This is a genomic window from Xanthomonas nasturtii, from assembly GCF_023337365.3.
Lineage (GTDB): Bacteria > Pseudomonadota > Gammaproteobacteria > Xanthomonadales > Xanthomonadaceae > Xanthomonas > Xanthomonas nasturtii.
In genome coordinates this window covers 1,577,356-1,603,818 of record NZ_CP142084.2, presented here as the reverse complement: position 1 = coordinate 1,603,818, position 26,463 = coordinate 1,577,356, and the positions used below count along the sequence as shown (strand labels likewise).

21 protein-coding genes and 2 pseudogenes are annotated in these 26,463 nt (G+C 64.3%); 16 read left to right on the top strand and 7 right to left on the bottom strand.

Annotated features, from left to right (window positions below):
* The first annotated feature begins 26 nt into the window (after positions 1 to 26).
* Positions 27 to 1,370, top strand: a complete 1,344-nt coding sequence (locus M3O59_RS07035; RefSeq protein ID WP_181920661.1) for a polyhydroxyalkanoate depolymerase — start codon at positions 27 to 29, stop codon at positions 1,368 to 1,370.
* Positions 1,371 to 1,647: 277 nt separating this feature from the next.
* Here the strand turns inward: M3O59_RS07035 and M3O59_RS07030 are convergent.
* Together M3O59_RS07030 and M3O59_RS07025 are read right to left on the bottom strand one after the other, a co-directional pair.
* A pseudogene (locus tag M3O59_RS07030) lies at positions 1,648 to 2,549 on the bottom strand (sensor domain-containing protein).
* Positions 2,546 to 2,908: a PadR family transcriptional regulator gene (locus M3O59_RS07025; RefSeq protein ID WP_064631455.1), complete on the bottom strand. Its 363-nt coding sequence runs from the start codon at positions 2,906 to 2,908 to the stop codon at positions 2,546 to 2,548. The pseudogene M3O59_RS07030 and the gene M3O59_RS07025 overlap by 4 nt, the downstream one beginning before the upstream one ends.
* A 413-nt stretch (positions 2,909 to 3,321) precedes the next feature.
* Between M3O59_RS07025 and M3O59_RS07020 the strand changes: the two genes are divergently transcribed.
* Positions 3,322 to 4,872: an alginate export family protein gene (locus tag M3O59_RS07020; RefSeq protein ID WP_249047156.1), complete on the top strand. Its 1,551-nt coding sequence runs from the start codon at positions 3,322 to 3,324 to the stop codon at positions 4,870 to 4,872.
* Positions 4,873 to 5,349: 477 nt separating this feature from the next.
* Here M3O59_RS07020 and M3O59_RS07015 read toward each other — a convergent pair whose 3' ends face one another.
* The gene (locus M3O59_RS07015; RefSeq protein WP_249047155.1) at positions 5,350 to 6,711 is read right to left on the bottom strand and encodes a hypothetical protein; all 1,362 of its coding nucleotides are present in this window, start codon (positions 6,709 to 6,711) and stop codon (positions 5,350 to 5,352) included.
* Between the two features lie 252 nt (positions 6,712 to 6,963).
* Entirely contained in the window at positions 6,964 to 7,314 is a 351-nt protein-coding gene (locus tag M3O59_RS07010; RefSeq protein ID WP_249047154.1) for a hypothetical protein, read from the bottom strand.
* 47 nt (positions 7,315 to 7,361) lie between these two features.
* Here M3O59_RS07010 and M3O59_RS07005 point away from each other — a divergent pair, with 47 nt between their 5' ends.
* The 3 genes from M3O59_RS07005 (at position 7,362) to M3O59_RS06995 (ending at position 11,043) form a co-directional block, all read left to right on the top strand.
* Positions 7,362 to 8,036 carry a DUF502 domain-containing protein gene (locus M3O59_RS07005; protein WP_064631449.1) on the top strand — a complete coding sequence of 225 codons (675 nt, stop codon included), beginning with the start codon at positions 7,362 to 7,364 and terminating at the stop codon, positions 8,034 to 8,036.
* A 4-nt stretch (positions 8,037 to 8,040) separates the two neighbouring features.
* Positions 8,041 to 8,823 carry a queuosine precursor transporter gene (locus tag M3O59_RS07000; RefSeq protein WP_116906773.1) on the top strand — a complete coding sequence of 261 codons (783 nt, stop codon included), beginning with the start codon at positions 8,041 to 8,043 and terminating at the stop codon, positions 8,821 to 8,823.
* Between the two features lie 270 nt (positions 8,824 to 9,093).
* Entirely contained in the window at positions 9,094 to 11,043 is a 1,950-nt protein-coding gene (locus M3O59_RS06995) for a DUF885 domain-containing protein (protein WP_116906772.1), read from the top strand.
* Positions 11,044 to 11,231: 188 nt separating this feature from the next.
* On the opposite strand, the gene mmuM is transcribed toward M3O59_RS06995, so the two are convergent.
* Positions 11,232 to 12,197, bottom strand: a complete 966-nt coding sequence (mmuM, locus tag M3O59_RS06990; RefSeq protein WP_249047153.1) for a homocysteine S-methyltransferase — start codon at positions 12,195 to 12,197, stop codon at positions 11,232 to 11,234.
* Positions 12,194 to 13,591: an S-methylmethionine permease gene (gene mmuP / locus M3O59_RS06985; protein ID WP_249047152.1), complete on the bottom strand. Its 1,398-nt coding sequence runs from the start codon at positions 13,589 to 13,591 to the stop codon at positions 12,194 to 12,196. The genes mmuM and mmuP overlap by 4 nt, the downstream gene beginning before the upstream one ends.
* 372 nt (positions 13,592 to 13,963) lie before the next feature.
* On the opposite strand from mmuP, the gene gloA2 reads away from it, so the two are divergent.
* The 4 genes and pseudogenes from gloA2 (at position 13,964) to M3O59_RS06965 (ending at position 19,014) form a co-directional block, all read left to right on the top strand.
* On the top strand, positions 13,964 to 14,353 hold the full coding sequence (gene gloA2, locus M3O59_RS06980; RefSeq protein WP_116906776.1) for an SMU1112c/YaeR family gloxylase I-like metalloprotein: 390 nt from the start codon (positions 13,964 to 13,966) through the stop codon (positions 14,351 to 14,353).
* Positions 14,354 to 14,533: 180 nt separating this feature from the next.
* Positions 14,534 to 14,905: pseudogene (locus M3O59_RS06975) on the top strand (hypothetical protein); the annotation flags it as partial.
* Between the two features lie 89 nt (positions 14,906 to 14,994).
* Positions 14,995 to 15,444: a DUF2147 domain-containing protein gene (locus tag M3O59_RS06970; RefSeq protein ID WP_064631439.1), complete on the top strand. Its 450-nt coding sequence runs from the start codon at positions 14,995 to 14,997 to the stop codon at positions 15,442 to 15,444.
* Between the two features lie 465 nt (positions 15,445 to 15,909).
* Positions 15,910 to 19,014, top strand: a complete 3,105-nt coding sequence (locus M3O59_RS06965) for a TonB-dependent receptor domain-containing protein (RefSeq protein WP_064631437.1) — start codon at positions 15,910 to 15,912, stop codon at positions 19,012 to 19,014.
* Between the two features lie 8 nt (positions 19,015 to 19,022).
* Here M3O59_RS06965 and M3O59_RS06960 read toward each other — a convergent pair.
* A protein-coding gene (locus M3O59_RS06960; protein WP_373419007.1) for an IS5 family transposase occupies positions 19,023 to 19,821 on the bottom strand; the annotation gives its coding sequence in 2 pieces (ribosomal slippage) (positions 19,023 to 19,551 and positions 19,550 to 19,821; 801 coding nt in all).
* Positions 19,822 to 19,990: 169 nt separating this feature from the next.
* Here M3O59_RS06960 and metG point away from each other — a divergent pair.
* The 7 genes from metG to M3O59_RS06925 all read left to right on the top strand — a co-directional run bounded on the left by metG (position 19,991) and on the right by M3O59_RS06925 (position 26,449).
* Positions 19,991 to 22,081, top strand: a complete 2,091-nt coding sequence (metG, locus tag M3O59_RS06955; protein ID WP_116906390.1) for a methionine--tRNA ligase — start codon at positions 19,991 to 19,993, stop codon at positions 22,079 to 22,081.
* Between the two features lie 400 nt (positions 22,082 to 22,481).
* Entirely contained in the window at positions 22,482 to 23,072 is a 591-nt protein-coding gene (locus tag M3O59_RS06950; protein WP_116906391.1) for an HAD family hydrolase, read from the top strand.
* Positions 23,072 to 23,491: an Rnf electron transport complex subunit RnfB gene (gene rnfB / locus M3O59_RS06945; protein WP_116906392.1), complete on the top strand. Its 420-nt coding sequence runs from the start codon at positions 23,072 to 23,074 to the stop codon at positions 23,489 to 23,491. Before M3O59_RS06950 ends, rnfB begins: the two co-directional genes overlap by 1 nt.
* Before the next feature lie 263 nt (positions 23,492 to 23,754).
* Positions 23,755 to 24,543, top strand: coding sequence for a hypothetical protein (locus M3O59_RS06940; protein WP_116906393.1), 789 nt, complete (start codon positions 23,755 to 23,757; stop codon positions 24,541 to 24,543).
* Between the two features lie 85 nt (positions 24,544 to 24,628).
* Positions 24,629 to 24,994 carry a hypothetical protein gene (locus M3O59_RS06935; protein WP_064631427.1) on the top strand — a complete coding sequence of 122 codons (366 nt, stop codon included), beginning with the start codon at positions 24,629 to 24,631 and terminating at the stop codon, positions 24,992 to 24,994.
* Positions 24,995 to 25,052: 58 nt separating this feature from the next.
* The gene (locus M3O59_RS06930; protein WP_064631426.1) at positions 25,053 to 25,616 is read left to right on the top strand and encodes a sigma-70 family RNA polymerase sigma factor; all 564 of its coding nucleotides are present in this window, start codon (positions 25,053 to 25,055) and stop codon (positions 25,614 to 25,616) included.
* Complete coding sequence (locus tag M3O59_RS06925) at positions 25,613 to 26,449, top strand: anti-sigma factor (protein ID WP_181920616.1); 837 nt, start codon at positions 25,613 to 25,615, stop codon at positions 26,447 to 26,449. Before M3O59_RS06930 ends, M3O59_RS06925 begins: the two co-directional genes overlap by 4 nt.
* The last annotated feature ends 14 nt before the right edge of the window (positions 26,450 to 26,463 follow it).

The following is a 26,463-nucleotide window of genomic DNA, read 5'->3' as shown; positions in this document are numbered from 1 at the left end:
TAAGGTGCAAATGCGCCAAACCCGGTATGCTGCGTGGCAGCAAAACCGCACGGATGGGTGGAATGCTTTATCAACTGCATGAGCTGACCCGCAATCTGCTGGCCCCATGGGTGCATCAGGCCCAGGCGAACGCCAAGATGTTCTCCGACCCCGACAGTTTGTGGGCTTCGCTTCCCGGCGCCGAGCGCATGGCCGCCAGCAACGAGCTATTCCATCGGCTGGGCAAGGAATACGAAAAGCCGGCCTGGGCGCTCGACGATGTCGAGATGGATGGCCATTCGCTGCCGATCATCGAACGTGAAGTGCTGAGCAAGCCGTTCAGCCGGCTGCTGCGCTTCAAGCGTTTCAGCGACCACGTCGAGCTGATCGGCAAGATGAAGGAGCAGCCTGCCGTCCTGGTGGTTGCGCCGTTGTCCGGTCACCACGCCACGCTGCTGCGCGACACTGTGCGCACCCTGCTGCGCAACCACAAGGTCTATGTCACCGACTGGGTGGACGCGCGCATGGTGCCGCTGGAAGCCGGCGCGTTCCGGCTCGAGGACTACATCACCTATATCCAGGAGTTCATCCGCCATATCGGCGCCGAGCGCCTGCATGTGGTGAGCGTGTGTCAGCCCACCGTGCCGGTATTGGCGGCAGTGTCGCTGATGGCGAGCAACGACGAACCCACGCCGCGTTCGCTGGTGATGATGGGCGGGCCGATCGATGCGCGCCGCAGCCCGACCCAGGTCAACAACCTGGCCACCGAGAATGGCATCGAGTGGTTCCAGAACAACCTGATCCACACCGTGCCGTTCCCGTATCCGGGCCATGGCCGTCAGGTGTATCCGGGCTTCCTGCAGCACGCCGGTTTCCTGTCGATGAACCCCAACCGGCACGTGATGTCGCATTGGGATTTCTACACCGATCTGGTCAAGGGCGACCTGCAGGATGCGCAGGCGCACCGGCAGTTCTACGACGAATACAACGCTGTGCTCGACATGCCGGCGGAGTATTACCTGGACACGATCCGCGTGGTGTTTCAGGACTTCCTGCTGCCGCAGGGCAAGTGGAAAGTGGATGGCCAGTTGGTCAAGCCGTCGGCGATCCGCAACACCGCGCTGCTGAGTATCGAAGGCGAACTGGACGATATCGCCGGCCTCGGCCAGACCGAGGCGGTGCACGATCTCTGCACCGGCATCGATGCGGCGCATCGCCGTCATCTGGTGGTGGAAGGCGCCGGTCACTACGGCATCTTCAGTGGCCGCCGTTGGCGTGAAGTGGTGTACCCGCAGGTACGCGAATTCATCGCCCGCTACGATGCCGACCCGGTCGGCAGCCGCGACCCGGCCACCGTGACGCCGATCCGCAAGCGCGGCAAGCGCGCCTGATCCAAGAAATAAAATCCCCGGCACGGCCGGGGATTTTTTTGTATCGCGACTAAGATCGGCCAGCAAACCTGCTACGCAGCCGCCAGGCGTGCGCGGGCCGCGGCCACAATCGGCAGGTTTCGCTCGCACGCTCCGTTACATGGCCGCTGCCCACACCCGTCCGACAACTGCTCGCCACGTGTTGCTAGCTGCTCTCTACGTGCGACAGTCCAGGTGAAGCAATGCCAGCCAGCAACGCCATCATCGATGCTGTGCATGCCGATACATCGCGCGCGCGTCACGCAGCCGTTTCACCACTCTTCACCAACTGCTGCTTGGCGAACATGCCGTGCAGCTTGCCGAAGGCGCGCGCCAGATGCAGCGTGACGAACAACAACAGCACGCCCACCGCGAACAACGGCAACGTCAACCAGGAACCGGTGATGTCCACGCCATCCCAGGTCAGCACGGCAGTGTTGTCGAACAACACTACAAGCGGTGAAGCGGCCAGCCCCAGCGACAGCAGCGTGCAAGACACGGTGAAATAGAGAGTGCCCAGTGGCAGCATCAACACGAAGTACAGCATCGTGCTCCAGGTGCGCACGTCGGTGAACATCGCGCCGATGCGTTGCAGCCAACTGCCTTGCAGGCCCGGATGTTGCGGGCGACGCAGCATGCGCACGCCCAGCAGCGTTTCGACCACGCGGCCTTCCACCAGCGATAACACCCGTACCGAGTCGAAGAACAACACCAGCAGCGGCACGCCGATGATCAGGATCAGCAGCCCGATCGACAGACTCGCGCCAGTGACGACCCAGGTGAAATAGAACACGCCGGTGAGCAGCGACAGCAGCATGTAAAACAGTGCGCCGTAGGTACGCGGGTCGGCCGAAGTTGGCAATCCACGACGCGCGTTTGGGCGGCGCCGGTGGACGCAACGCGCGGGTCACGGTTATTTCGGTTTCGCGGTAGATCTCGGCCACTTCCTCCGGCGCGCCGTAGCTGGCAGCCACGCCTGCAATGACCTCCGCCTCGCTCTTGCCGTTGCTGTTCCGCAAGCTCGGCGCGCAGATATTCTTCTGCGTCGTAGAGCGCATCCTGGATCATCGCCGGTTCGGCGCCCGCCAGCGCCTACCGCAGCTGCGCCAAGTAATCGGAAATGGTGGTCGGCAACGGATGTGACTGCGCAATCGTGTTCATAAGTGGGTCCCCTGCAGGACTGAGTCAACGGAATCACGGGTGGCGCGCCAGGCGGCGGTCCATTCGCGCAGGCAGTCTCGCCCGCTGTCGGTAATGCGGTAATAACGGCGCGGCGGCCCGGATGCAGATGGCTCGATATGACTCTGCAACAGCCCTGCCCCTTCCAGATTGCGCAGTACCGGATACAAGGCGCTCTGCTTGCCGCTGAGCACGCCTTCCAGCCGCTCCAGCCGTTTGGCGATGAGATAGCCGTACAACGGCTCATCGGCCTGGGCCAGGACCGCCAGCAAGGCCAGCGATACCGTGCCGGCACTCAGCTCCTTCTGAAATTTGCGTAGGTAGACATCCGGCTCGCTCATCGGCCATCTCCACTAGGTCGAAGGTGATGCTATGTAAAATCTAGCTATAGCGAATGTGTCGGTAGTCATGGGCGGGGATCGGGGATCGGGGATCGGGGATCGGGATCGGGATCGGGATCGGGATCGGGGATTCGGCATTGGGGATTCGCAACACAAAACATCGCCGTGGTCGCCAGCGTGTTTGAGCAATTGTCAGCATCACAGCGAGCTCCACCGCAGAACGCAGTGCCGCCGTTGCGAATGCCGAATCCCCAATCCCCGCCCCAGTAGCGCCCGCCTGCGCAAACCCTAGTGCGTTCATGAGCTTAGAACCTTTGGGTTACTGCGTTTCCGGCGCGGCTTTACTACAGTCAATGCCCCTCGCGCCGATAAGTTTCGCTCAGGGGCTTTTCACTTTTCGATGGGGCAATACGATGCAATTGACGCGCTTGGCGCAGCCGACCATGGCTGACACTTCCTTTGGTGCCACGCGGCGCCTGTGCCTTGCGATTGGGTTGGCGTTGCCGGCACTCGGCGTTGCGCAGGTGCAACCTGCCCCGGTCAAAGCCGAGGAGGCCGTGGCCGAGCCGGCAAAGCCGGTCACCGCGGCGCCTGCCACCGCCAAGGGCTATCCGCTCGAAGCGCAGGGCTGGGGCGCCAAGCAGGGCGGCAACATGTGGCAGGTGCGCTGGGTCGAAGACTGGTCGTATCTGAAAGACCCGTCCAAGCGCAAAAGCCCGTTCGACCCGCTCAAGTACATCCCGCTCAATGACGCCGGCGATGTGTATGTGTCGCTCAGCAACGAGCTGCGCGTGCGCAGCAACACCATCACCAACCCGGGGCTGATTCCGGGCAGCCCTTCGCAGCAGCAGTATCTGCTGCGCGCCTTCTTCGGGGCGGACCTGCATGTGGGCAAGCATTTCCGTCTGTATACGGAGCTGGCGCACGGCAGCCTGGATGGGCGCAACGAAGGCGCCAAGACCGGTACGCAGGAGAACAACGCGATCCTGCAGCAGGTGTTTTTCGACGTGAAGGGGCGCGCCGCCGATACCGATCTGGGCCTGCGTGTGGGCCGGCAAGTGTTCGTCGATGGCCCGACCACGCTGATGGCGTTGCGCGACAACACCGACATCTTAGTGACCTTCAACGGCGTGCGCGCTTGGGCGATCGGCGACAAAACGCGTGTTGACGTGTTCGATTTCAACTTCAATCTGGATGGCACCGAAGGCCTGGGCGACGACCGCATCGACCGCTCGCGGCACTTCCGCGGCGTGGTCGGCGGCTACCGCTTGCCGACCGCCAAGCCGATGTATCTGGAGCCGTTCTTCTACCAGTTCCGCAACGACAACCAGCTCTGGGGCCGCCAGACTGCCGAAGAAAATCGCAATTACTACGGCCTGCGCCTGTGGGGCAACGTGGGCAAGCTGCGCACCGACTCGTTCGTGACCGTGCAGCGCGGCAGCTTCGGCGGACGCGACCTGCGCGCCTACATGGCCAGCACCTCCAACGCCTGGTCGTTGAGCGAAACCGGCTGGAAGCCGCGGCTTGGCTTCCATAGCGAAATCGCTTCCGGTGGCGGCGGTGCTTCCGGCACCGGCACGCTGCGCAACAACAACTTCCTCTACGGCAATACGATCTACTTCAGCTGGGCCACGTTCTTCGGCCCGGTGAACCTGGTCACTGCCGCGCCCACGTTCACCTTCTCGCCCACGTCCAAGATCACCGTGAATCTGGAATGGGAAACCCTGTGGCGCCAGACCACCAGCGATGCGATCTACAACAATCAGGCGCGCGCCTACGCACGCACCCAGAGCACCGGCGAGCGTCGCATCGGCACCATGCCGCGCATCAATGCCACCTGGAACATCGACCCGAACTGGTCGGTGACCTTCCGCGCCGAACACCTGATGGCGGGTCCGGCGTTGGAGAAAGCCGGCTACGGCGATTCGACCTTTGTGATGGGCTGGTTGAATTTCCGGTTCTAAGCACGCCGTGTGGTCAGCGCGCTCGAGTGCGCTGAGTGGATGGGTGCGTTCTGCATCCTCAGCATCTGCTGCCGTGATGACATGCCGCGTCCCGCAAGGACGCGGCATGGTGGTTTGAGCGTGGGCATGCGCGACAGCAGCGCAAACCGCTGCGTGCGCCATGCAACGGGCACAAGCAAACGCGCGCAATCAGCACTCACAGCAACGAGCAGCTCCTGGCGAACGACTACCCAGCAGCTTTAGAGCGGCTACAAACGACCGCGGAGCTGTAAAGCGGAAGCAGCCGGTGGTCGGGATCGGCATACCACTTCGCTGCGGGTCTTCCATGCGATCCAGGCCAACCTGACGACTGCTCGCTACGTTGTGCTTGCCGCACGTGAATGGTCGTCAAGCAGCTGCCGCAACTGCAGGCGTTGCGCGTGCACGCACAGAAGGCGTACGCAGGCAGCCGCCTGGCAGAGCAGAAATCCTCTTGCGTTACTGCAACGATGGGGCAGCGCGCTGGGCCGCAAGCGCGCTGCCTGCCAGCGGCCAACGCTCTTCGCCGGCGTTGCCTATCGGTTTTGCGTACTGACGCAGCATCAGGCTCTTGCCATCGTGACCGGGCTGCAGCGGGCGCGCCTGCCCGCGTAGCGCGGGTGGCAGGTCGGCCAGACGCTGCGCGAGCGGCGTTGCATCGGCAGGGCGATCACGCAGCCACTGCACCGCTGCCAGCGCGCGCACTGCAGCCGCGGTGTCCTGCAGCTTGTGCTGATAATTGGCATAGTCAGGACGCGACACGCTTGCCAGCAAACACCCCGTTGCATTGGCGATACAGGCCACCGACGTGGTCTGGGGCTCCGAAATCAGCGTGTGTGGAACCGGTTGATCCTGCGCCAGCAAGTTGCGCACCGGCGCGCCGCAGGCCCAGGTGTAGGTCGGTGCCAGCAAGGCCTGGGTGCGCTCAGGGTCCAGCAACCGCAATGGAAACCGATCCTGCCAGGATAGTTGGCGGTCTTGCCTCAAGGCATCCTCCTGCAGCATCGAAAATGCCAGACGCGATTCACCGTGCAATGCATTGCACAGTGCGATGTCGTCCACCGCCAGCGGCCCAAAGGCAGTAGTGCATTGCGCGGGCAACGGATGCTGCGTCGGCAATTCGGCCAGCATGTCGGCGAACAGGTGCGCGTTGCCGCGCAGCATCGCCGCGCCAATCATCGGCATCAGCAGGTTATCGCCGCTGCGCAGCAGCACACGTGCAACCTGCGCATCGGCGCAGACACCGGACAACGCCTGCGTGGTACGCCCCTGGACAAAATCCAGCGCATTGGCGGTCATCGACAGGGTTAACCGCGGCGACTCCGGTAGCAGTGCACTGATGTCGGGCCGGAACGGGCTGCGGTAATCACCGTAATCTGCCAGCGCGCGCAGCCTGGCCAACAGCGGCGCCTGGGCGGCGAGCGCATCGGCGTAGGCGTGCGGTTGTTGTCTGACCAGATCCAGGCAGCTCCCAGCGCTGGCACTGCACAATGCAGGCGCGGTCGACGGCCACTGCGGCTGGCGCGGATACCGCGCAGCGGCACTTTGGAACGCTGCACCTGCCGGCAATCGATTGAACCGTTCCAGATCCTGCGCCAGCACGTTCTCACGCTGCGCCTCCGGCATGGCGTACGACAGCGACCAGAGCGCGGCGAACATATTGGTCCCACGCAACGGCGGCTGCGGTTGGCGCAACTGCGCCAATGCCTGACGTTGCGCCTGGGGAATCGGCCAGCGCTTGGAGGTCGCGTACAGCGCCACCAGCACCGCCATCAGGATGCAAATGGCGAGCAACGCTGTCTTGAGGAATCTGGTAAGCATCCGATCAACCTTCCATGCGTAGTGGCGCATCTTAGGCCACTGGCGCGTGCATGCGATGGGCAAGCGAATGCGCGTCGTCGCGTGGGTACCGCGTTGTTTCAGGATGCAAATACATCGGCAGCTGATGCGTGAGAGCTGCGTACGGCTTGGACACAAGCCCCGCCAGGTAGATGACATGCTTGGAGTTCCGCTCTTGCGGTGGGACGAAGAGCGCAGAGGCTGCTCACTCAGGCAGCCGTGGCGGACGTACCCTCATCCGGCGCTGCGCGCCACCTTCTCCCGGTGGGAGAAGGGAGGTGTTCCGCTGCCTGTCTCGGTGCCTGTCTCGGTACCTGTCTCGGTACCTGTCTCGGTGCCTTTGTCGGTGCCTTTGTCGGTGCCTTTGTCGCTGCCTTTGTCGCTGCCTTTGTCGCTGCCTTTGCCTGTGTCGGTGCCCGGGCCTGTCGCGGTCTCGGTGCAGGTCTCGGTGCCTGTTGTCTGCGCGCCTGTGCCGCCGTCTGTGCCACTGCAGTTGCCGTTGCCATTGACGCACGGTCGCCTGAGTTGCAGCAGCTCCACGCACAGCCAGCCGCTGTTACCAATCCCGAATGCGCAATCCCACATCCCCGCCCCACCTCCACCGGACGCGGCCGAGTGCCTACAATGCGCAGATGTCCGAATCCCCTACTCCGCACGCACGCCCCTCCCTGCAACGGGTCTTTTTGACCGGGTTGCTCACCCTGCTGCCGGTCTGGTTGACCTGGGTGGTGGTGAAGTTCGTTTTCTCGCTGCTTTCCGGGATCAGCAGCCCGTGGGTGGTGCCGCTGTCCGAGCGCATCGCGGCCTCGTTCCCCGATTATCTGGGCTGGATCAAGGCGCTGTGGGTGCAGAACACCATCGCATTGATCGCCACGGTGGCCGCCATCCTGTTTGTCGGCATCCTGAGCCGGCGCGTGATCGGCCAGCGCCTGTTGCGCTGGTTCGAGGCGATCATGCGGCGCATTCCGCTGGCCAGCGTGGTCTACGACAGCGCGCGCAAGCTGCTCGACATCCTGCAGACCCAGCCCGGCAGTACCCAACGCGTGGTGCTGATTGACTTCCCGCATCGCGACATGAAGTCAGTCGGTTTGGTCACCCGCGTGATCAAGGAACAGGGCACCGGACGCGAGCTGGCGGCAGTGTATGTGCCGACCACACCGAACCCCACCTCCGGCTATCTGGAGATCGTGCCGGTGGAACTGCTCACGCCCACCGACTGGAGCGTGGATCAGGCAATGAGCTTCATCATCTCCGGCGGCGCCGTGGCGCCCGAATCGGTTCCCTTCACCCGGACTGCGGATCGCTGAGACCATGAAACAGGCGCGTACCCTCGACGATCGTGCGGTCCGCCTGTTCATTGCCTTGGCGGCGTTCTTTTGCGTCAACGCAGCGCTGGCCGAGTTCATCGGCGTCAAGATCTTCGCGCTGGAAGACACGCTCGGCATCGCGCCGTTGAACTGGAACCTGTTCGGCCAGAGCGGCTCGCTCAGCTTCACCGCCGGCACCTTGCTGTGGCCGGTGGTGTTCATCATGACCGACACCATCAACGAGTTCTTCGGCAGCCGCGGGGTGCGTTTCATCTCGTGGGTGGCGGTGGCGTTGATCGGCTATGGCTTCGCGTTCGCGTTCGCGTTCGCGGCCATCGCGCTGGCACCGGCCGGTTGGTGGGTGACTGCGGCGCAGAGCCAGGGTGTTCCCGATTACCAGGCTGCATTCGCGGCGGTATTCGGGCAAGGGCTGTGGACCATCGGCGGCTCGCTGGTGGCGTTCCTGTTCGGCCAGTTGATCGATGTCTCGGTGTTCCACCGGATCCGCCGCGTCACCGGCGAAAAACACGTGTGGCTGCGCGCCACCGGCTCCACTGCGGTGTCGCAGCTGGTGGACAGCTTCGTGGTGATCTATATCGCCTTCGTGCTCGGCCCGCAGCATTGGTCCATCGACCAGTTCCTGGCGGTGAGCACACTCAACTATGTCTACAAGATGGGCTTTGCCATTGCACTGATCCCGCTGCTGTATCTGGCGCGGCGCGGCATCAGCGCGTATCTGGGCGCCGAGCGTGCAGAGCAACTGCGCGAAGAAGCCGCCGCGGAGTGACCGGGCCGCGTCTAGCCGAGTCATCGCGCCGGTGCATCGCCGCAGCAACGCCTCACCATCAGTGGTACTTACCCTCGCATGACAGACATGCGCACCTTGCGCTGTGGTCGAATGCGACATTCCCTACCAATGCCGCAGCGCACCACGCCAGGGCAGCGCGGTCCGCGCCCATGCGCCGCATGAATTGCCGATAGGCGGTATGACCGCAGTGGGTGGCCGTAACCGTGCAGATCGGGCAAGCTCCCCGCTCGCTTGTTTCCGGAGCCGGTAATGCCCCTCAGCTTTTCCCGCCTGCTGTCGCTGGCCCTCGCCGCTGTGTTGAGCCTGTCAGTGGCAGCGCCCGCCGATGCGGCCAAGAAGAAGACCGCCAAGGCACAGACCACGCAAACGCGCGCGAAGGCGAGCAAAGCCAAGAAGACCACCAAGCCTGCGGCCAAGGCGTCCAGAACCGCCAAGGGCAGCAAGGCAGCCAAGGCGCGCCCACGCCCGGTCGTTGCCCCGGTAGTGCTGACCAAGGCGCAGCAGCTCAACCTGCTCTACGACCAGTACTGGGACGCCTCGCTCAAGCTCAATCCGCTGCAGGCCACCTTCCAGGGCGAGAGCCGCTACAACGACGAGTTGCCCAACTTCCTGTCGCCGGCGTTCCGCCAGCAGTCGCACGATTTCACCGTGCTGTGGCTGGGCAAGGCCGAGGCGCTGGGGCCGGACGGCCTGAGCGGGCAGGACCTGCTCAGCTACCAGATCTTCGTGCGCGATGCGCGCAGTGCGCTGGCCGCAGAGCAGTTCCCCAGCTGGATGCTGCCGATCAACCAGTTCTACAACATCGCCAGCATCGCGGTAGTGCTGGGCTCGGGCACCGGCGCGCAACCGTTCAAGACGGTCAAGGATTACGACAACTGGTCGCGGCGTGCGCTGGGCATTCCCGACCTGTTCGACCAGGCCATCGCCAACATGCGCGCCGGCATGCAAGCAGGCGTGGTGCAGCCCAAGGTCCTGATGCAGAAGGTGCTGCCGCAGCTGGACGCGATCATTGCGCGCAATGCCGAAGACAGCCTGTTCTGGGGCCCGGTGCGCAACCTGCCGGCCGACATGTCCGAGGCCGACAAGCAGCGTATCACCGCCGAGTACAAGCGGCTGATCGAGGTGCGCATCCTGCCGGCCTACCGGGCGCTGCGCGGCTTCATCGCCACCGAATACCTGCCCGCCTGCCGCGATGCCGACGGCCTGGCGGCGCTGCCCAATGGTGCGGCGTGGTATGCCTACGACGTGCGGCAGAGCACCACGTCCGATCTGAGCCCGGAGCAGATCCACCAGATCGGGCTGGACGAGGTCGCGCGGCTGCAGGGCGAGATCGCCGCGCTGGCCAAGCAGGTCAAGTTCCGCGGCAACCTGCCCAAGTTCTACAAGTTCATGCAGACCGACAAGCGCTTCAGCTTCCGCAGCGACACCGAGCTGCTGGGGTATTACCGCGGCCTGCAGGGCCGCGTGCAAGGCGCAGTGCCGCGGCTGTTCAACATCCAGGACATGCCGCCGCTGGAAGTGCGCGCGGTGGAACCGCAGCGGGCGCAAGCGGCTGCCAGCGGCTCGTACATGCGCCCCAGTGCGAATGGCAGCAATGGCGGCACGCCGGGCATCTTCTACGTCAACACCTCCGACCTGCCGTCGCGCAAGACCTGGGAAGCGGAGAGCCTGTACCTGCACGAAGCGATTCCCGGCCATCACTACCAGCTCGGGCTGCAGCAGCAACTGACCGACCTGCCCAAGTTCCGACGCCTCGGAGGCGAGACCGCCTACATCGAGGGCTGGGGGCTGTACGCCGAATCGCTGGGTCGCGAGCTGGGGCTGTATCAGGACCCGTACAACACCTACGGCTATCTGCAGAATGCGTTGTGGCGCTCGATTCGGCTGGTTACCGACACTGGCCTCCACAGCAAGGGCTGGACCCGCACCCAGGCCATCGACTACATCCTCGACAACTCGGCCATGACCCGCACCGACGCCGAGGCGGAGGTGGACCGCTACATGGCCATCCCCGGCCAGGCGCTGGCCTACAAGGTGGGCGAAATGAAGATCGCGCAGTTGCGCGAGCAGGCGCAGCGCGAGCTGGGGCCGCGCTTCGACGTGCGCGCCTTCCATACCGAAGTGCTCAAGGACGGCTCGGTGCCGCTGGATATCCTGCAGGACAAGATCCAGCGCTGGATCGCAACGCAGAAGGGGTAAGCCGAGCGCTCGCGCCCGGTAGAAGGCGCGAACGCGGTCAGGCGCCGGGCGGCGATGCGTTGAGGCGGGCGCAAGCCTTGCGAGGTTGCGCTAGCCCGCATCGCCTCACAGGCTGTCTTCGGCGGACATGGCCCCGGCCATGCAGGCTGGGTGTGGTAAGCGTCACGCGTACGCGTTGTTGGACACGTTCAGTCCACCGCACGCGCGGCCGCCAGTGCGGCGATATCGCGCGGCGTGGTGCGGCAGCAGCCACCGATCAGGCGCGCGCCGGCAGCCAGCCACTGCGCATGCTGGTCGGCCAACGTCAGCGCCGCCCCATGGCCGGCATGCCAGCGCTTGTCTGTGGCGTCGTAGTGCTCGCCGGAATTGGGGTACACCACCATTGGCAATGCGGTCAGCGCCGACAGGCTGTGCAATGCCGCCGTCACCTGGTCCAGCGCAATACAGTTGATGCCGACCGCGACCACCTGCGCGCAGGCATCCAGGGCGGGCACCACCTGCGCCAGTGGCGTGCCATCGCTCAGGTGCGCCGCATCGCGCAGGGTGAAGGAAAACCACGCATGCAGCTGCGGAAATTCCTCTTCCAGCAATTGCCGCAATGCCACGATTTCGCTCGCCGATGGCAGCGTTTCGCAGGCCAGCAGATCCACCCCGGCCTCAGCCAAGGCAGCGATGCGCGGGCGATGGAAGTCCATCAGTTGCTCGACCGGCAGCACGTAGTCGCCGCGGTATTCCGAGCCATCGGCCAGATACGCGCCATACGGCCCCACCGAGCCTGCCACCCACAACGGCGCGGCCTGCGGCTGCGCCTGCAGATGATCGGCACGCGCCTGCAGCGCCAGCGCCACACTGCGTGCGATCAACGCCTGCGCCTGCGCCAGATCCAGCCCGCGCGCTGCGAACCCCAACGGGGTGGCCTGATAACTGGCGGTGATCGCGCATTGCGCGCCGACAGCGAAGTAATCGCGATGCACCTGATGGATCAACTCCGGCTGCTCCATCAGCACGCGCGCCGACCACAGCGCATCGTTGAGATCGCAGCCGCGCTGTTCCAGCTCGGTGGCCAGTGCGCCATCCAGCAGCACATAACCGTCGTGCTGCAACGCCTGGCTGAAAGGCGCATCGGCGCGCGGCCGACGTGGAAGAATCGTCATGCGTGCAGTCTCCGGGCCGCAAGCCATTGGGTGAATGCGTAAGCGCCATAGCACAGCGCCACGAACGGAATGCCGCACCACAACGCGATGCGCTGCTGCGGATCGAATGCCAGGCCGGCACAGGCCAACAGACACAGCGTAAACCCCAGGATCGGCGTCCACGGATACCACGGCGCGCGATACGCCAGCGTTTCCAGCACACTGCCATCGCGCAACAGCTGGCGACGAAAGCGGTAATGCGCAGCGCAGATGCTCAACCACACCACCACCACCGCAAACCCCGAGACTGCCGAGATCGCAACGAACACGGTGTCGGCCGCATACACGCCGGTCAACAGCGCCAGCAAGCCACCCAGCATGCTCAGCGAGACCGCGCGCAGCGGAATGCCGCGGTCTGTCAAACGCGCCAGGCCCGCCGGCAAGGTGCCTTCGTTGGCCAACGACCACAGCATGCGCGCGGCCGCGTACAGGCCGGAATTGGCCGCCGACAGGATTGCGGTAAGGATCACTGCGTTCAAGATATCCGCTGCGTAAGGGATGCCCAACAGTTCGAATGCGCGCACGAACGGGCTGGTCTCCACTGCCGCCTGTTCGGCGGGAAGCAGCGCCGCCAGCACCAGTACGGTGCCCACGAACAACACCACCAACCGCACCAGCGTAGTGCGGATCGCCAACGGAATCGCGCGCGCCGGCTGCGCGGTTTCGCCGGCGGCCACACCGATCAACTCGGTGCCGGAAAAGGCGAAATTCACCGCCACCATCGTCATCAGGATCGGCAGCGTGCCGTGCGCAAACCAGCCCTCGGCACGCAGATGCCGTAGCCCGGGTGCGGACGAGCCATCGGCCAACGGCAGCACGCCGATCACCGCCGCACCACCCAGCACGATGAACACCAGGATGGTGATCACCTTGATCAACGAGAACCAGAATTCGCCTTCGGCAAACCAGCGCGCCGACACCGTGTTCAAGCCAAAGATCAGCGCGCAAAACAGCAGGCACCATGGCCACGCCGGGCTATGCGGAAACCAGTACTGCATGCAGAACGCCGCTGCGGTCAGGCTCGATCCCAGCGCCACCGTCCAGGTCAGCCAGTACAGCCATGCCACCACATAACCTGTCGCCGGCCCCAGGTAACGCGCGGCATACACATGGAAGGCGCCGGTCTGCGGCATCGCCACCGCCAACTCGCCCAGGCATTGCATCACCAGATACACCACCAGCGCACCGATCAGGTAGGCGATCACTGTGCCCAGCGCGCCGGTGCTGGCGATGATGTAGCCGGTGTTGAAGAACAAGCCGGTGCCGATCACGCCGCCCAGCGACAGCATCACCAGGTGGCGCACCTGCATGCTGCGCTGGAACTGCGGTGCGGTGGTGGACGCGGGCTCGGGCATGGGTATGTTTGATTGGAGGAACTCCATCCTGCCATGCGCGCACAGGCGAGCCCAGCCACAGGCAGGCGAGCTGTGACGCATGACCTGCCACGCACTGGCCTGCCGCTCACCAGTGGACCGTTATGCTGATGGGTGGTTCTTGCCGGCCATCCCCATGCCACACCATCGCCATCCAGCGTTGCAGACATCCACACGCAGCCTTGTTGCCGCGGGCTTGCCCGGGCACGTGCCAACTGCGCACAGCGCAAGCTGCGCAGACATCGCTGACCGCGCTGCGCTTTCAGTCGCGCGCACGCGTATGCGCTGCACGCGCGGCACATGGCCGAACACGTCGGCATCGAGCCTGCCGACAGCGCTTCTTCGGAGCGCGGCATGATGCTTGCCGGCATCCACCACGTGGCGATCATCGCGGGCGACTACGTGACGTCCAAACAGTTCTATTGCGAGATTCTGGGCCTGCGCGTGATCGACGAGCATTACCGGCAGGCACGCGATTCGTGGAAGCTGGATCTGGCACTGCCCGATGGCGGGCAAATCGAGCTGTTCTCGTTCCCCAACGCGCCCTTGCGCCCCAGCCGCCCGGAGGCGCGCGGCCTGCGTCATCTCGCCTTTCGCGTCGAAGACCTGGATGCCGCCATCGCGCATCTCAACACACACGGCGTGGTGACCGAAGACATCCGTATCGACGAATACACCGGCCGCCGATTCACCTTCTTCGCCGACCCGGATGCGTTGCCGCTGGAATTGTACGAAGTCGGTTAGAACGTGCTGTAGCAGTCGCCGCCCGTGCAGGAAAGGATCGCGTACGGTTAGAACAACCTAACCTCGACGCTTGCAATGTCGGCTGCGGGGCTTAAGCCAAGGAAGACGCGGCCGCTAGCGATCAAGTGGCGTCGCCTCGCCGCAGCGTCGTCGAAGCCTGACCACCAACAACTGCACCAACAGGGCGCGGGTATTGCACCAAGCTCACGGCCTGGTCCGTTCGGCACGGGTGCCGGGCAAGAGATCGGCATTCCCGCCGTCGCTGTCAGCGGAGGACGCTTTGTGACCGAAGCGCATCTTCGTGCGGGCGAGCCGATCACTCTGTCGCTATCGGCAGGTGGCTGTATGGATAACCGCTGCTCGGTGAACACACCGCTGTGTACCGCGAGCCGCAGCATCGTTCCGCAAGCAAGCCAGGACTATGTTGCGACAATCCTTTCACGTGGGCCCGAATGCGAAGTGGACGTCTCTCGCATCGTCATCCAGCAAGGAAGAACGCGCCTGACGGCGGAGCAAACGTCCCCGGCATCCCGCTGCGCTGCCTCAAACTGAACGTTGCGTCTTTCCCACACCATACTCCACGGTATACATTCGCGATCAGGCCGCCGACGGTGGCCCTAGCAATCCCTGGGAGGGGAACCATGCGCAAGACTTTCAAGACCCTGATGCTGGCATTGCCGCTGGCGGCTGCCTCGCTGATGGCGCAGGCCGCCGATTCGCCGGTGGGCCGCTGGACCACCATCGACGATGAAACCGGCAAGCCCAAGTCGGTGGTGCAGATCGAGCAGGCCGCCAATGGCACGCTGAGCGGCAAGGTGGTCGAGATTTTGCAGTCGGCCAAGGGGCCCAACCCGGTCTGCGACAAGTGCGATGGCGCGCTCAAGGGCAAGCCGATCAAGGGCATGACCATCCTGTGGGGCCTCAAGCCCGACGGCACCGCGGTGTGGAGCGGCGGCTCGGTGCTCGACCCGGCCAAGGGCAAGACCTACAAGTCCAAGATCACCCTCACCGACGGTGGCAAGAAGCTGCAGATGCGCGGCTACGTCGGCATCGAAGCGCTGGGCCGTACCCAGACCTGGGTGCGTGAGTAACCAGCACATGCGATGGCCAATGGTGGCGTGCAATGCGCCACCATCCCCGTTTGCGCCGTAGGCGAGCCGTAAGCGACGGCCTCCCATTATCGAAGGAGGTCACCGCGCGCTGCGTAACCGCCCCCCCCCTTTTCGTTATCTGTGCAGCACGCGAGACCTACCTGCTTGGTCTGCTGCGCGAACCCTCCTGCGGTCTACAACTCGCGAGAGCCCACGGCGGCGACTCTCGTCTTCGCCCGGAACTGCTGACTTCATCTTCAACTTGTGCCATCGACTGCGCCTGGCAGGCTAGGTGGCGATAAAACGAAGTCAGCGCGCCCAATACGTAGCAAATGCAGACGGAGGCGTTGCAAAAGCGATCACAACCGTGCATGAATTAACAAGGGGTAAACATATCCCAGGAATTCATCCGCTGATCATGCCTTTGCGACATGACCGCTGCCCGCTAGAGGAGAGAGCCATTCCATGAGTAATTGCACACGTTGGCCACGCGCCAGCTCGCTGAGTCTTGCCCTGATGTCTGCACTGGTGGCCGCCACCACTGCACAGGCGCAGACGGACGAGGCCCCTACGACGCCCGCATCCGACCAGGCCAGTGCCGGGGGAGAGGCAAAGCAGCTCGATAGCGTCATGGTGACCGGCTCACGCATTGCCCGTGTCGGGTTCGATTCGTTGGAGCCGGCCAACGTTGTTGGCCGCGAGTACATCCAGGGCTTCGGCTTTACGAATGTGGCCGATGCGATGTTCATCCAGCCCAGCTTCAGCGCGGGCGCGTCCTCGCAAGGCGACCAATCAGGCTATGGTGCGGGCGTCAACTTTCTGGGCCGCTTCGGTCTGGGCTCGAATCGCCAACTGACCCTGATCAACGGCCGTCGCTTCGTTTCCTCCAATCCTCCAACCGTCTTCGGTCCCGATGGCGGCGGCACCCAGGTCGATCTCAATGTTGTCCCGACGATCCTGATCGATCAGGTCGAGACCATCGGCGTGGGCGGCGCTCCGACCTACGGCTCGGATGCAATCTCCGGCGTCAGCAACATCCTCCTGAGGAAGAACTACCAGGGTGCCGAGGTGCGCATGGGGTATGGCCTCACCGACCGCGGCGACAACGAGCGTTTCAACTATTCAGCGCTGCTCGGCAGCAATTTTGCCGACGGCCGCGGTAACGTGACCATCGCATTGGATGCCGACAACAGCCAGGGCGTCCTCAATACCGCGCGCAGATTTTTTCGCCAAGGCTACTCATCCCGCCCCAACCCGTCGGCCAGCGCGATCGCGGCATTTCAGCCGGGCCGGACGCCTGGCAACGACGGCCGGGTAAACCCGCAAACCGGGTTCAATACCGGCGCAAACGACGGCATCCCCGGGCGCGTTCTGATCCGCAATCGTCGTATCAGCGACATGACCTGGGGGGGCCTGTTGTTTCCCGCCGACGGGGGCACAGTGCGCGATGCCAGCGGGCAGCTGCGCGGATTCGGCGGCAACGAAGATCAGTTCGTGCAATTCGATCGCAATGGCAACCTGGTGAGCTACAACCCCGGCACCAATTTCGGAGTCAGCGATGCCTCCGGCGGTGACGGCGTCGATCTGACCGAAACATCCCAGATCATTTCCGACCTGGATCGCAAGTCGGTGTTTGCCCTCGGCAATTACGACTTCAACGAGCACGTCTCCGGCTTTTTCGAAGCTTCGTTCTACTCTTCGACTGCACGCGAACTGATTGATCAGAACGTCTATAACGCCGCCGGCTTCGGCGTGGGAGCCGTCGACGGTAGCGGTGACCAGAGCGGCACCTTGAACTTCAACATCAACAACCCGTTCCTCACCGAACAAAACCGGCAGGTGCTGCGCAACCTGGGTGCAGAAGACTTTGTACTTTCACGCTCCTCACGCGATCTGGCCTTGAACAACTCGGGCACCGACACCAACCTGTGGCGCGCGGTCTTCGGCCTGCAAGGTGCGTTCGATGCGGCAGGTCGCAACTTCACCTGGGAGGCGAGCGTCAATCACGGCGAAGGCAACTTCGATTATTACGGCACCGGACTGATCCAGCAGAACTTCATCAATGCGCTCAACGTCACCCGTAACGGTGCAGGCCAGATCGTCTGCGACAGTACGGCTGCCGGGACCACCGCCGACCCGGCGTGCGTTCCATTGAACATCTTCGGCGAAGGTGTCGCCTCATCGGCCGCACGCGGTTACGTCACCACGCCGACGCATGCAGAAGCGCAAATGAAGCAGACCGTGTTCAACGCCAATATCACCGGCGCGCTGCTGGACCTGCCAGGCGGCGAACTGCGTTTCAATACCGGCTACGAGCGCCGCAAGGAACAGGGCAGCTTCACGCCCAGCGAGTTCGAACGCCTGGGTCAGGGGCGCTCGGTTCCGATCCAGCCGGCCTCCGGCGAGTACACCACCAACGAGTATTTCGGCGAGATTTTTGCGCCCTTGGTCAATCCGGACGCCAATATTCCTGGCCTGCACCGGCTGGATGTAACCGGCAAGATCCGTCGGGTTGAAAACACTGTCAACGGGTGGTTCAGTGCCTACACCTACGGGCTGCAATACGAGCCCGTTGCCGGCGTGCAGCTGCGCGGCAACAAGACCCGCTCGTTCCGCGCACCGTCCATCGCCGAGCTCTACACCAGCCAGCAACCGGCGTTCTACTTCATCCCCGAGCCGTGCAGCGCAGCACAGATCGGCAGCGGTCCCCGCCCGGACGTGCGGGCACGCAACTGCCAGGCCTTCTTCGACTATTACAGCAACGTCGACCCGGCATCGTTTGAAGAGGCACCCAGCAGCCAGCTTGGGTCGGTCAGTGGCAATACGCGCCTGCAGAACGAGCAGGCGGAATCGTGGACGGCCGGCATCGTGCTGCAGCCGGAATGGATCAAGGGCCTGCGTATCGCAGCGGACTGGTACGACATCCAGATCACCAACTCGATTACCACGCTGACCGAAGCGGACATCGCCTCAGGCTGCTTCGATAGCGATACCTTCAACGTCAACGATGTGCCCAATGCCAACAGCTTCTGCAGCCTGATCACGCGAAACCCGCAAACCGGTGTCGCCAACAGTATCCGCACCAGCTATACCAACGGCCCGTACACCAACTTCCGCGGTTGGACTGCCGAGGTGAACTATCGGTTTGATCTGGCCGACATGAACTGGGGCAGTGGTGTGGTGGATCTGGGTTTCTACGGCTACTTCCCCAAAACCCTGGAAAGCGCGCCGGCACAGGATGTTCCGCCCGACGAAGCGGTTGGCGAGATCAACACCTCGAAGCGGCAATTCCAGTGGAATGCGCGCTACATGAGCACGCACTGGAATCTCGGCCTGAGCGCCAACTACACCAGCGGCGCGGTGTATGACCTCAACAACACGGTCGAGACACGCGACTTTGCAGGCATCCCCAGCTTTACGTCCTACGACGCCAATGTGGGCTATGCGCTCGACAGCCACACCAGCCTCAACCTGGCGGCATTGAACGTGACCGACAAGCTGGCGGCGTTCCCCTTCGTCTATGACGGGCTGGGCCGTCGCTACATGCTGACCCTGAACCACCGGTTCTAAGAACCTGTTCACAATCTTCTGAGTAACAGTGCCAAGAAGGCCAAATGGATGAACTGCAGGCTGGTGTTGAGTTTGCGCTCGCAGTTCTTCCATAGCCTTCGGTTCTTCTCCAGCCAAGCAAAACTACGCTCGACAATCCATCGCTTGGGCATGACCTTGAAGGTGTGCAGTTCGCTGCGCTTGGCAATCTGCACCGTGAGCTGCTCGCCTAAAATCTCTCGCGCGCCGCTGGCAAACGGTACTCCGGTGTAACCGCCGTCGCACAGTAAGCTTTGTACAAGCGTCAGGTTTGACTGACAGCGCTCCAACGCCTGCAGCGCACCTTTGCGGTCGGTCACCTCCGCCGTCGTCACCGCGATTGCGTGGGGCAACCCCTGACTATCAACAGCGATATGCCGTTTGATGCCCGACACCTTCTTGCCTGCGTCATACCCCTTTTGCCCAGCTGTGTCCGTGTTCTTGACGCTCTGCGCGTCCACGATCAAGAACCTGGTGCAAGCGTTGCGCCCCTGTCTCACGCGGGCCACGCCAACCTGATTTTTTGAGCGCCCGCTCCAGCAGGCTCACCCCCTCATCGTCGCACTCGCTCCACTTGGCAAAGTACGAGTGCACGGTCCGCCACTTCGGAAAGTCGCTGGGTAGCGCTCGCCATTGGCAACCGGTTCGCAGCACGTACAACACTGCGCACCACACCTCATATAAATCCACACGGCGTGGCTTGGTGCGCTTGCGCGCTTGTTCCAGGATCGGCAGCACGTGTGCGAACTGCTCCCGGCTCATGTCACTCGGATAGGTCTTTTGGCGCATCCGCATAGTCTGCACTGATCTGCGAAGATCGTGAACAGGTTCTCAGGGCTGCCGGCGACCGGGCCTGGTAAAGGGGTCCGGTCGCCGGCACTGCAGCCGTGCCCCGGGACGTTGGCGGGCAGCTGGCACAGCCGTGCGATAATCGCGTGTCCCCCGCATCACGCCTGCCATGACCCGCACCGCACTCGTCACCACTGCCCTGCCGTACGCCAACGGCCCGCTGCATCTTGGCCATCTGGTCGGCTATATCCAGGCCGATATCTGGGTGCGCGCGCGCCGGTTGCGCGGCGACAAGACCTGGTTCGTCTGCGCCGACGACACCCATGGCACACCGATCATGCTGGCCGCCGAAAAGGCCGGCGTGACCCCGGAAGCCTTCATCGCCAGCATCCAGGCCAGCCACGAGCGCGATTTCTCCGCGTTCGGGGTGACCTTCGACCATTACGACTCGACCAATTCGCCGGTCAACCGCGAGCTTACCGAAGCCTTTTACGCCAAGCTGGAAGCCGCCGGCCATATCAGCCGTCGCTCGGTGGCGCAGTTCTACGACCCGGCCAAGGGCATGTTCCTGCCGGACCGCTACATCAAGGGTATCTGCCCCAACTGCGGCAGCGCCGACCAGTACGGCGACAACTGCGAAGTGTGCGGTGCGACCTATGCGCCGACCGAGCTGAAAGAGCCCAAGTCGGTGATTTCCGGCGCAACCCCGGAGCTGCGCGATTCGGAGCATTTCTTCTTCGAGGTGGGCCATTTCGACGGCTTCCTGCGTGAGTGGCTGGCCGGCGATGTCGCGCTGCCCGGCGTCAAGGCCAAGCTCAAAGAATGGCTGGACACCGAAGGCGGCCTGCGCGCGTGGGACATCTCGCGCGATGCACCGTATTTCGGCTTCCAGATTCCCGGCCAGCCGGGCAAGTATTTCTACGTCTGGCTGGATGCGCCGATCGGCTATCTGTGCAGCTTCAAGACGCTGTGCGCGCAGATGGGCGAAGATTTTGAATCGCACCTGGTCGCCGGTACGCAAACCGAGCTGCATCACTTCATCGGCAAGGACATCGTCAATTTCCACGGCCTTTTCTGGCCAGCGGTGTTGCACGGCACCGGCCATCGCGCGCCGACGCGGCTGCACGTCAACGGCTATTTGATGGTCGATGGCGCCAAGATGTCCAAATCGCGCGGCACCTTCGTGATGGCGCGGACCTTCCTGGATGTCGGCCTGGAGCCGGAAGCGCTGCGTTATTACTTCGCGGCCAAATCCTCCGGCGGCGTGGACGACCTGGACCTCAACCTGGGCGACTTCGTAACGCGGGTGAACGCGGATCTGGTCGGCAAGTTCGTCAACCTGGCCAGCCGCTGCGCCGGCTTCATCGGCAAGCGCTTCGACGGCAAGCTGGCCGAGTCGTTACCCGATGCTGCGCAGTACGACCGCTTCGTCGCCGCACTGGCGCCGATCCGCGAGGCTTACGAACGTAACGATGCCGCCAGTGCGATCCGTCAGACCATGGCGCTGGCCGACGAGGCCAACAAGTACATCGACGACAGCAAGCCGTGGGTGATCGCCAAGCAGGACGGCGCCGATGCGCAGCTGCAATCGGTGTGCACGCAGGGGCTGAATCTGTTCCGCATCCTGGTGGCTGCGCTCAAGCCGATCCTGCCGCGCACCTGCGCCGAGGCCGAGGCGTTTTTGTCTGCGCCGATGACCAGTTGGGAAGATGTGACCCGCCCACTGACCTCGCACACGATCCAGCCCTACACCGCCCTGTTCACCCGTATCGACCCCAAACTGATCGACGCCATGACCGACGCTTCCAAAGACACCCTCGCCGCGCCTGCCGCACCGGCTGTAACCACTGCCAACGCTGCAAAGGCGGCAAAAACCGATGCAAAAGCGGCTGCGCCGGCCAATCCCCTCGCCTCCGTCTCGAGTGCAGGTCTTATTGGCATCGACGATTTCGCCAAGCTCGACCTGCGCATCGGCAAGGTGCTGGCCTGCGAGTTCGTGGAAGGCTCGGACAAGCTGCTGCGCTTCGAACTGGACGCCGGCGAGCTGGGCAAGCGCCAGATCTTCTCGGGCATCCGCGCCAGCTACGGCGAACCGGAAACGCTGGTCGGCCGCAGCGTGGTGTTCATCGCCAACCTGGCCCCGCGCAAGATGCGCTTCGGCATCAGCGAAGGCATGATCCTGTCGGCCGGCTTCGACGGTGGCGCACTGGCGCTGCTGGATGCCGATAGCGGCGCGCAGCCGGGAATGCCGGTGCGGTGAGGCAGGATTGGGGATTCGTAAAAGCAAGACCTGATTGTTGAGGGAGACCTGACACGAGTGCTTCGCCCGTACCCTCATCCGCCCCTGCGGGGCACCTTCTCCCGGTGGGAGAAGCAAGAGGCTAGGCCCCTCTCCTGCGGGAGAGGGGTTGGGGTGAGGGTACGGGGCGAAGCCACGCGTGGACGTGCAACTGCACGTGGCTTCGCCCGTACCCTCATCCGCCCCCGCGGGGCACCTTCTCCCACAGGGAGAAGGGAAAAAACGGATTGGCCCGAGAAATACAGCGCCCTCCCCGACTCTCGCTCCCGACTCTCGCTCCCGACTCTCGCTCCCGACTCTCGCTGCCGAACCGACTCTCGCCCCAACTCCCACGAATCCCCAATCCCCAATCCCAGCCCCCATGCACCTGGCCCTGTTCGATTTCGACCACACCATCACCACCTGCGACACCTACGCGCGCTTTCTGCGCAAGGTGGCGACTCCGGCGCAGGTGGCAACGGCAAAGTGGCAGGTCGGTCCCTGGGTGCTTGGCTATCGCATGGGCATTGTGTCTGCAGCGGCCTTGCGCGCCCGCGTGACGCGCCTGGTCTTCGGTGGCCGCGCGCTGGACGAGATGGTCGCGCATGGCGCCGATTACGCGCGCACCGTACTCCCGGGCGTGTTGCGTGCCGAGATGATGCAGCGCATCGACTGGCATCAGGCGCAGGGACATGAGGTGGTGCTGGTGTCGGCCTCGCTGGATCTGTATCTGCAACCGTGGTGTACGCAGCACGGGGTGTCGCTGATCTGCAATCGGCTGGAACACGCTGCAGGCGTGTTGACCGGGCGCTATGCCGATGGCGATTGCGGTCCACGCAAGGCGGCGCAGATCACGGCACGTTACGACCTGCCTGCATACGCCTGCGTGCACGCCTACGGCGACAGCCGCGAAGACAGACCGATGCTCGCGCTAGCGCAGCAGCGCTGGTATCGCGGCAATCCGCTGCACTGATGACCACGCCTGCCCTCGATCTGGTCGAACGCCTGGACCGCCTGCTGCCGCAAACCCAATGCGGGCAATGCGGGTATGACGGCTGCCGCCCGTATGCGCAGGCGATGGCAGATGGGCTTGCAGACGTAGACCACTGCCCGCCCGGCGGCGATGCCGGTGCACGTGCATTGGCGCAGGTACTGCAGGTGCCGGCGCGCCCGTACGACCGCATGCGCGGCACCCACACCTTGCCGCAGGTGGCCTGGATCGTGGAAGCCGATTGCATCGGCTGCACCAAGTGCATCCAGGCCTGCCCGGTGGATGCGATCGTCGGCGGCGCCAAGCATATGCACACGGTGATCGCGCCGCTGTGCACCGGTTGCGAACTGTGTCTGCCGGCCTGCCCGGTCGATTGCATCGAGCTGCACGCAGTCGGTTAAGCGCGGCATTCAAAAGCGATAGCGCAATCCGTGGACGCCTGCGCGGCCACTACCGTGGCGCAGCGCAGCAAGATCACCCGAGCCGGCGCACCCAACGCTGCCGCCGGCCCCATCGGTGCCATCACCGCCTGCCGCCAGCGCCTTCCTGGCCATCTACGTTAGCCACCCAGCGCACCTCGACGTCAGGAACGTCCTGACGCATCCCGCGCATCCATGCTGCGGTCGTGCCCGTATTGGTATGCACTTCCATCGAGGATCTGCCGATGCGCCCACTAGCCGCTGCCCTCACCGCGCTCGCCGTCCGTTGCCGGCCGAACCCGCCGTTGCTGCTGCTGGTGCTGGGTAGCCTGCCGCTCGGTGCCGCGGCAGTGACGCGGGTGGATGGCGATGCCTTCGATGGCGACAGTGGCGCATTGCGGTATCGCGAGTCGCATTGGCTGCTCGACGACGGCGGGCGGCTGGTGCTGTACCGCTGCGTGGACGGGCGGCCGTTCGCGCGCAAGCAGGTCGACGGCGGTGGCGCCTCGCCCGACTTCAGCCTGATCGATGGACGCGATGGATACCGCGAAGGGGTGCGCCAGCGCGATGGCCTGCGCGAAATGTTCCAGCTCGCGCCGGGCAAACCCGAACGCCGCACCACGCTGCCGCCCAGCGCCGGCGCGCGCGTGATCGATGCCGGGTTCGACGCCTATCTGCGCAAGCAGTGGGATGCCGTGGCCAGCGCACCGCAAAAGGTGGATTTCGTGTTGCCAAGTCTGCAGAAGCAACTGGCGTTCCGTGTCGAACGCGTGGATGACACGGCCGGGCAGCGGCGTTTCCGCATTGGTCTGGATGCCTGGTATGGGGCGGCGGTGCCGTCGCTGGAGGTGCGTTATTCGATTGCCGACAAGCGTCTGCTGGAATTCCGCGGGGTCGGCAATCTACGCGACGAACGTGGCCGCTACCCGCACGTGCGCATCGTCTTTCCGGACACCGCTGCGCGCGCCGCCAGCGCCGACGAGTTGCGCCAGGCGCGCGAGCAGCCGCTGACCAAGTCGTGCAGCGCCCCGTGAGCCGCGCGCGCGCCATCTTCACGTTCGACCACGCGCCGTTGCGTACAACGGCCCGGGCACCCATTCCCCGCACAGGAGCACCGTCGTGGCAAAAGCCTATCTCTGGATCAATGCAGTGCTTTACTTCGCCCTGGCGGTGTGGTGCACGCTCTCGCCGGCCAAGACCGCAACGGCAGTGGGCTATACCCAGCTCTCGCCGGCCGGGCAATCCGAATATCTGGTCATCTACGGCGGCCTGCAGTTGGGCATGGCGTTCCTGTTCGGCTATTTCGCATGGATCGATCAAGCCCGCACCGGCCTGGTGGTCGCACTGGCGTTCTACGTGCCGATCGTGCTGTTCCGCAGCGTCTCGCTGTCGCGCTTGTGGCCGGTTTCGGCGCCAACTGTCGCACTTGCCGGTGTCGAGATCCTGTTGTTGCTCGCCGCGGTGCTGTTGTGGCTGCGCAAGTGACAGACAGCGCCTGCGCACTCCGGTAGCATCGCCCCCACCTTACCCAACGCCCGACCGCATGAGTGCCATTCCTGGCCACGACGACGATGAGACCGGACGCCTGCTGACCGCAACCGCGGGCGGCGACCGGCATGCCTTCGAAGCGCTGTACCGGCAGACCTCGCCCAAGCTGTTCGGCGTGTGCCTGCGCATGATCCCGCAACGCGCTGAAGCCGAAGAGGTGCTGCAGGACGTGTTCACGCTGATCTGGCACAAGGCCGGGCAGTTCGACCCGAGCCGCGCACGCGGGCTCACCTGGCTGGCGATGATCGCGCGCAACAAGGCGATCGACCATCTGCGCGCCAACGCGCCGCAGCGTCGCAATGTTGCGCTGGAAGATGCCGGCGAACTGCGCGCCAGCGACGCCTCACCGCTGGAGCGCACAGAGCGCGCCAGCACGCGCCGGCGCATCGACCATTGCCTGGCCGAGCTGGAACCGCCGCGTAGCGAGTTGATCCGCACTGCGTTTTTCGAAGGCATCACCTACGAAGAACTCGCCGCGCGCACCGACACGCCGATCGGCACGGTCAAAAGCTGGATCCGCCGTGGTCTGGCCAAACTCAAGGCCTGTCTGGAACGATGAGTACGCCCTTCCCCATCGACCAGGAACCGCCGCGCGACGTGCTTGCCGGCGAATACGTGCTTGGCCTGCTGAGCGCAGACGAGCGCCTGGCGGCCGAACAACGCATTGCCACCGACGGCCAGTTTGCCCAGGCAGTGCTGCAGTGGCAGGAATTGCTGGCGCCGTTGCTGGAAGAGATCGCAGCAGTGACGCCGCCGGATCAGGTGTGGGCACGCGTGCGCCAGACGCTGGGCTTCGATGCGCCCTTGCGCGCGGTGTCGTCTGCAGCGCCTTCTACCGCCACCGCACCCACCGCGCCGTTGTGGAACAGCGTGCGGTTCTGGCGCTGGGCCAGCGCCGGTGGCCTGGCCACTGCGGCGGTATGCGTGCTCGCCTTGCTCAACCTGCGCACGCCGCAGGCACCGGTGCAGCCACCGGCAACCGGCCCGGTGGTGCAGACCACGGCCACCCCGCCGCCTGCCACCAACCCGCCGGCCGCGACCGGGATCGCCATGACCTCGACGCTGGCGACCGAAGACGGTCGCCCCGGTTACGTGGCCCTGATGGATGCCGACGAGCACACCATCACGGTGACGCCACTGGACCGCACCGCCACCGCCGACAAGGTGCCGGAGCTGTGGCTGATCACGCCCGATGGCAAGGCGCATTCGATGGGCACGTTCGACGATCAACGCGCACGCCGCGCGCAGATTCCCGATCAGCTGATGCCCATGCTCAGCAACGAGGCGATCCTCGCCGTCACGCTGGAACCGCCGGGCGGCGCACCGGGTGGCGTTGCCACCGGCACCGTGGTGGCCAAGGGCGGCATCAGCACGCTGGCGATGGCGCCCTGACCCAGCGCGCTTGC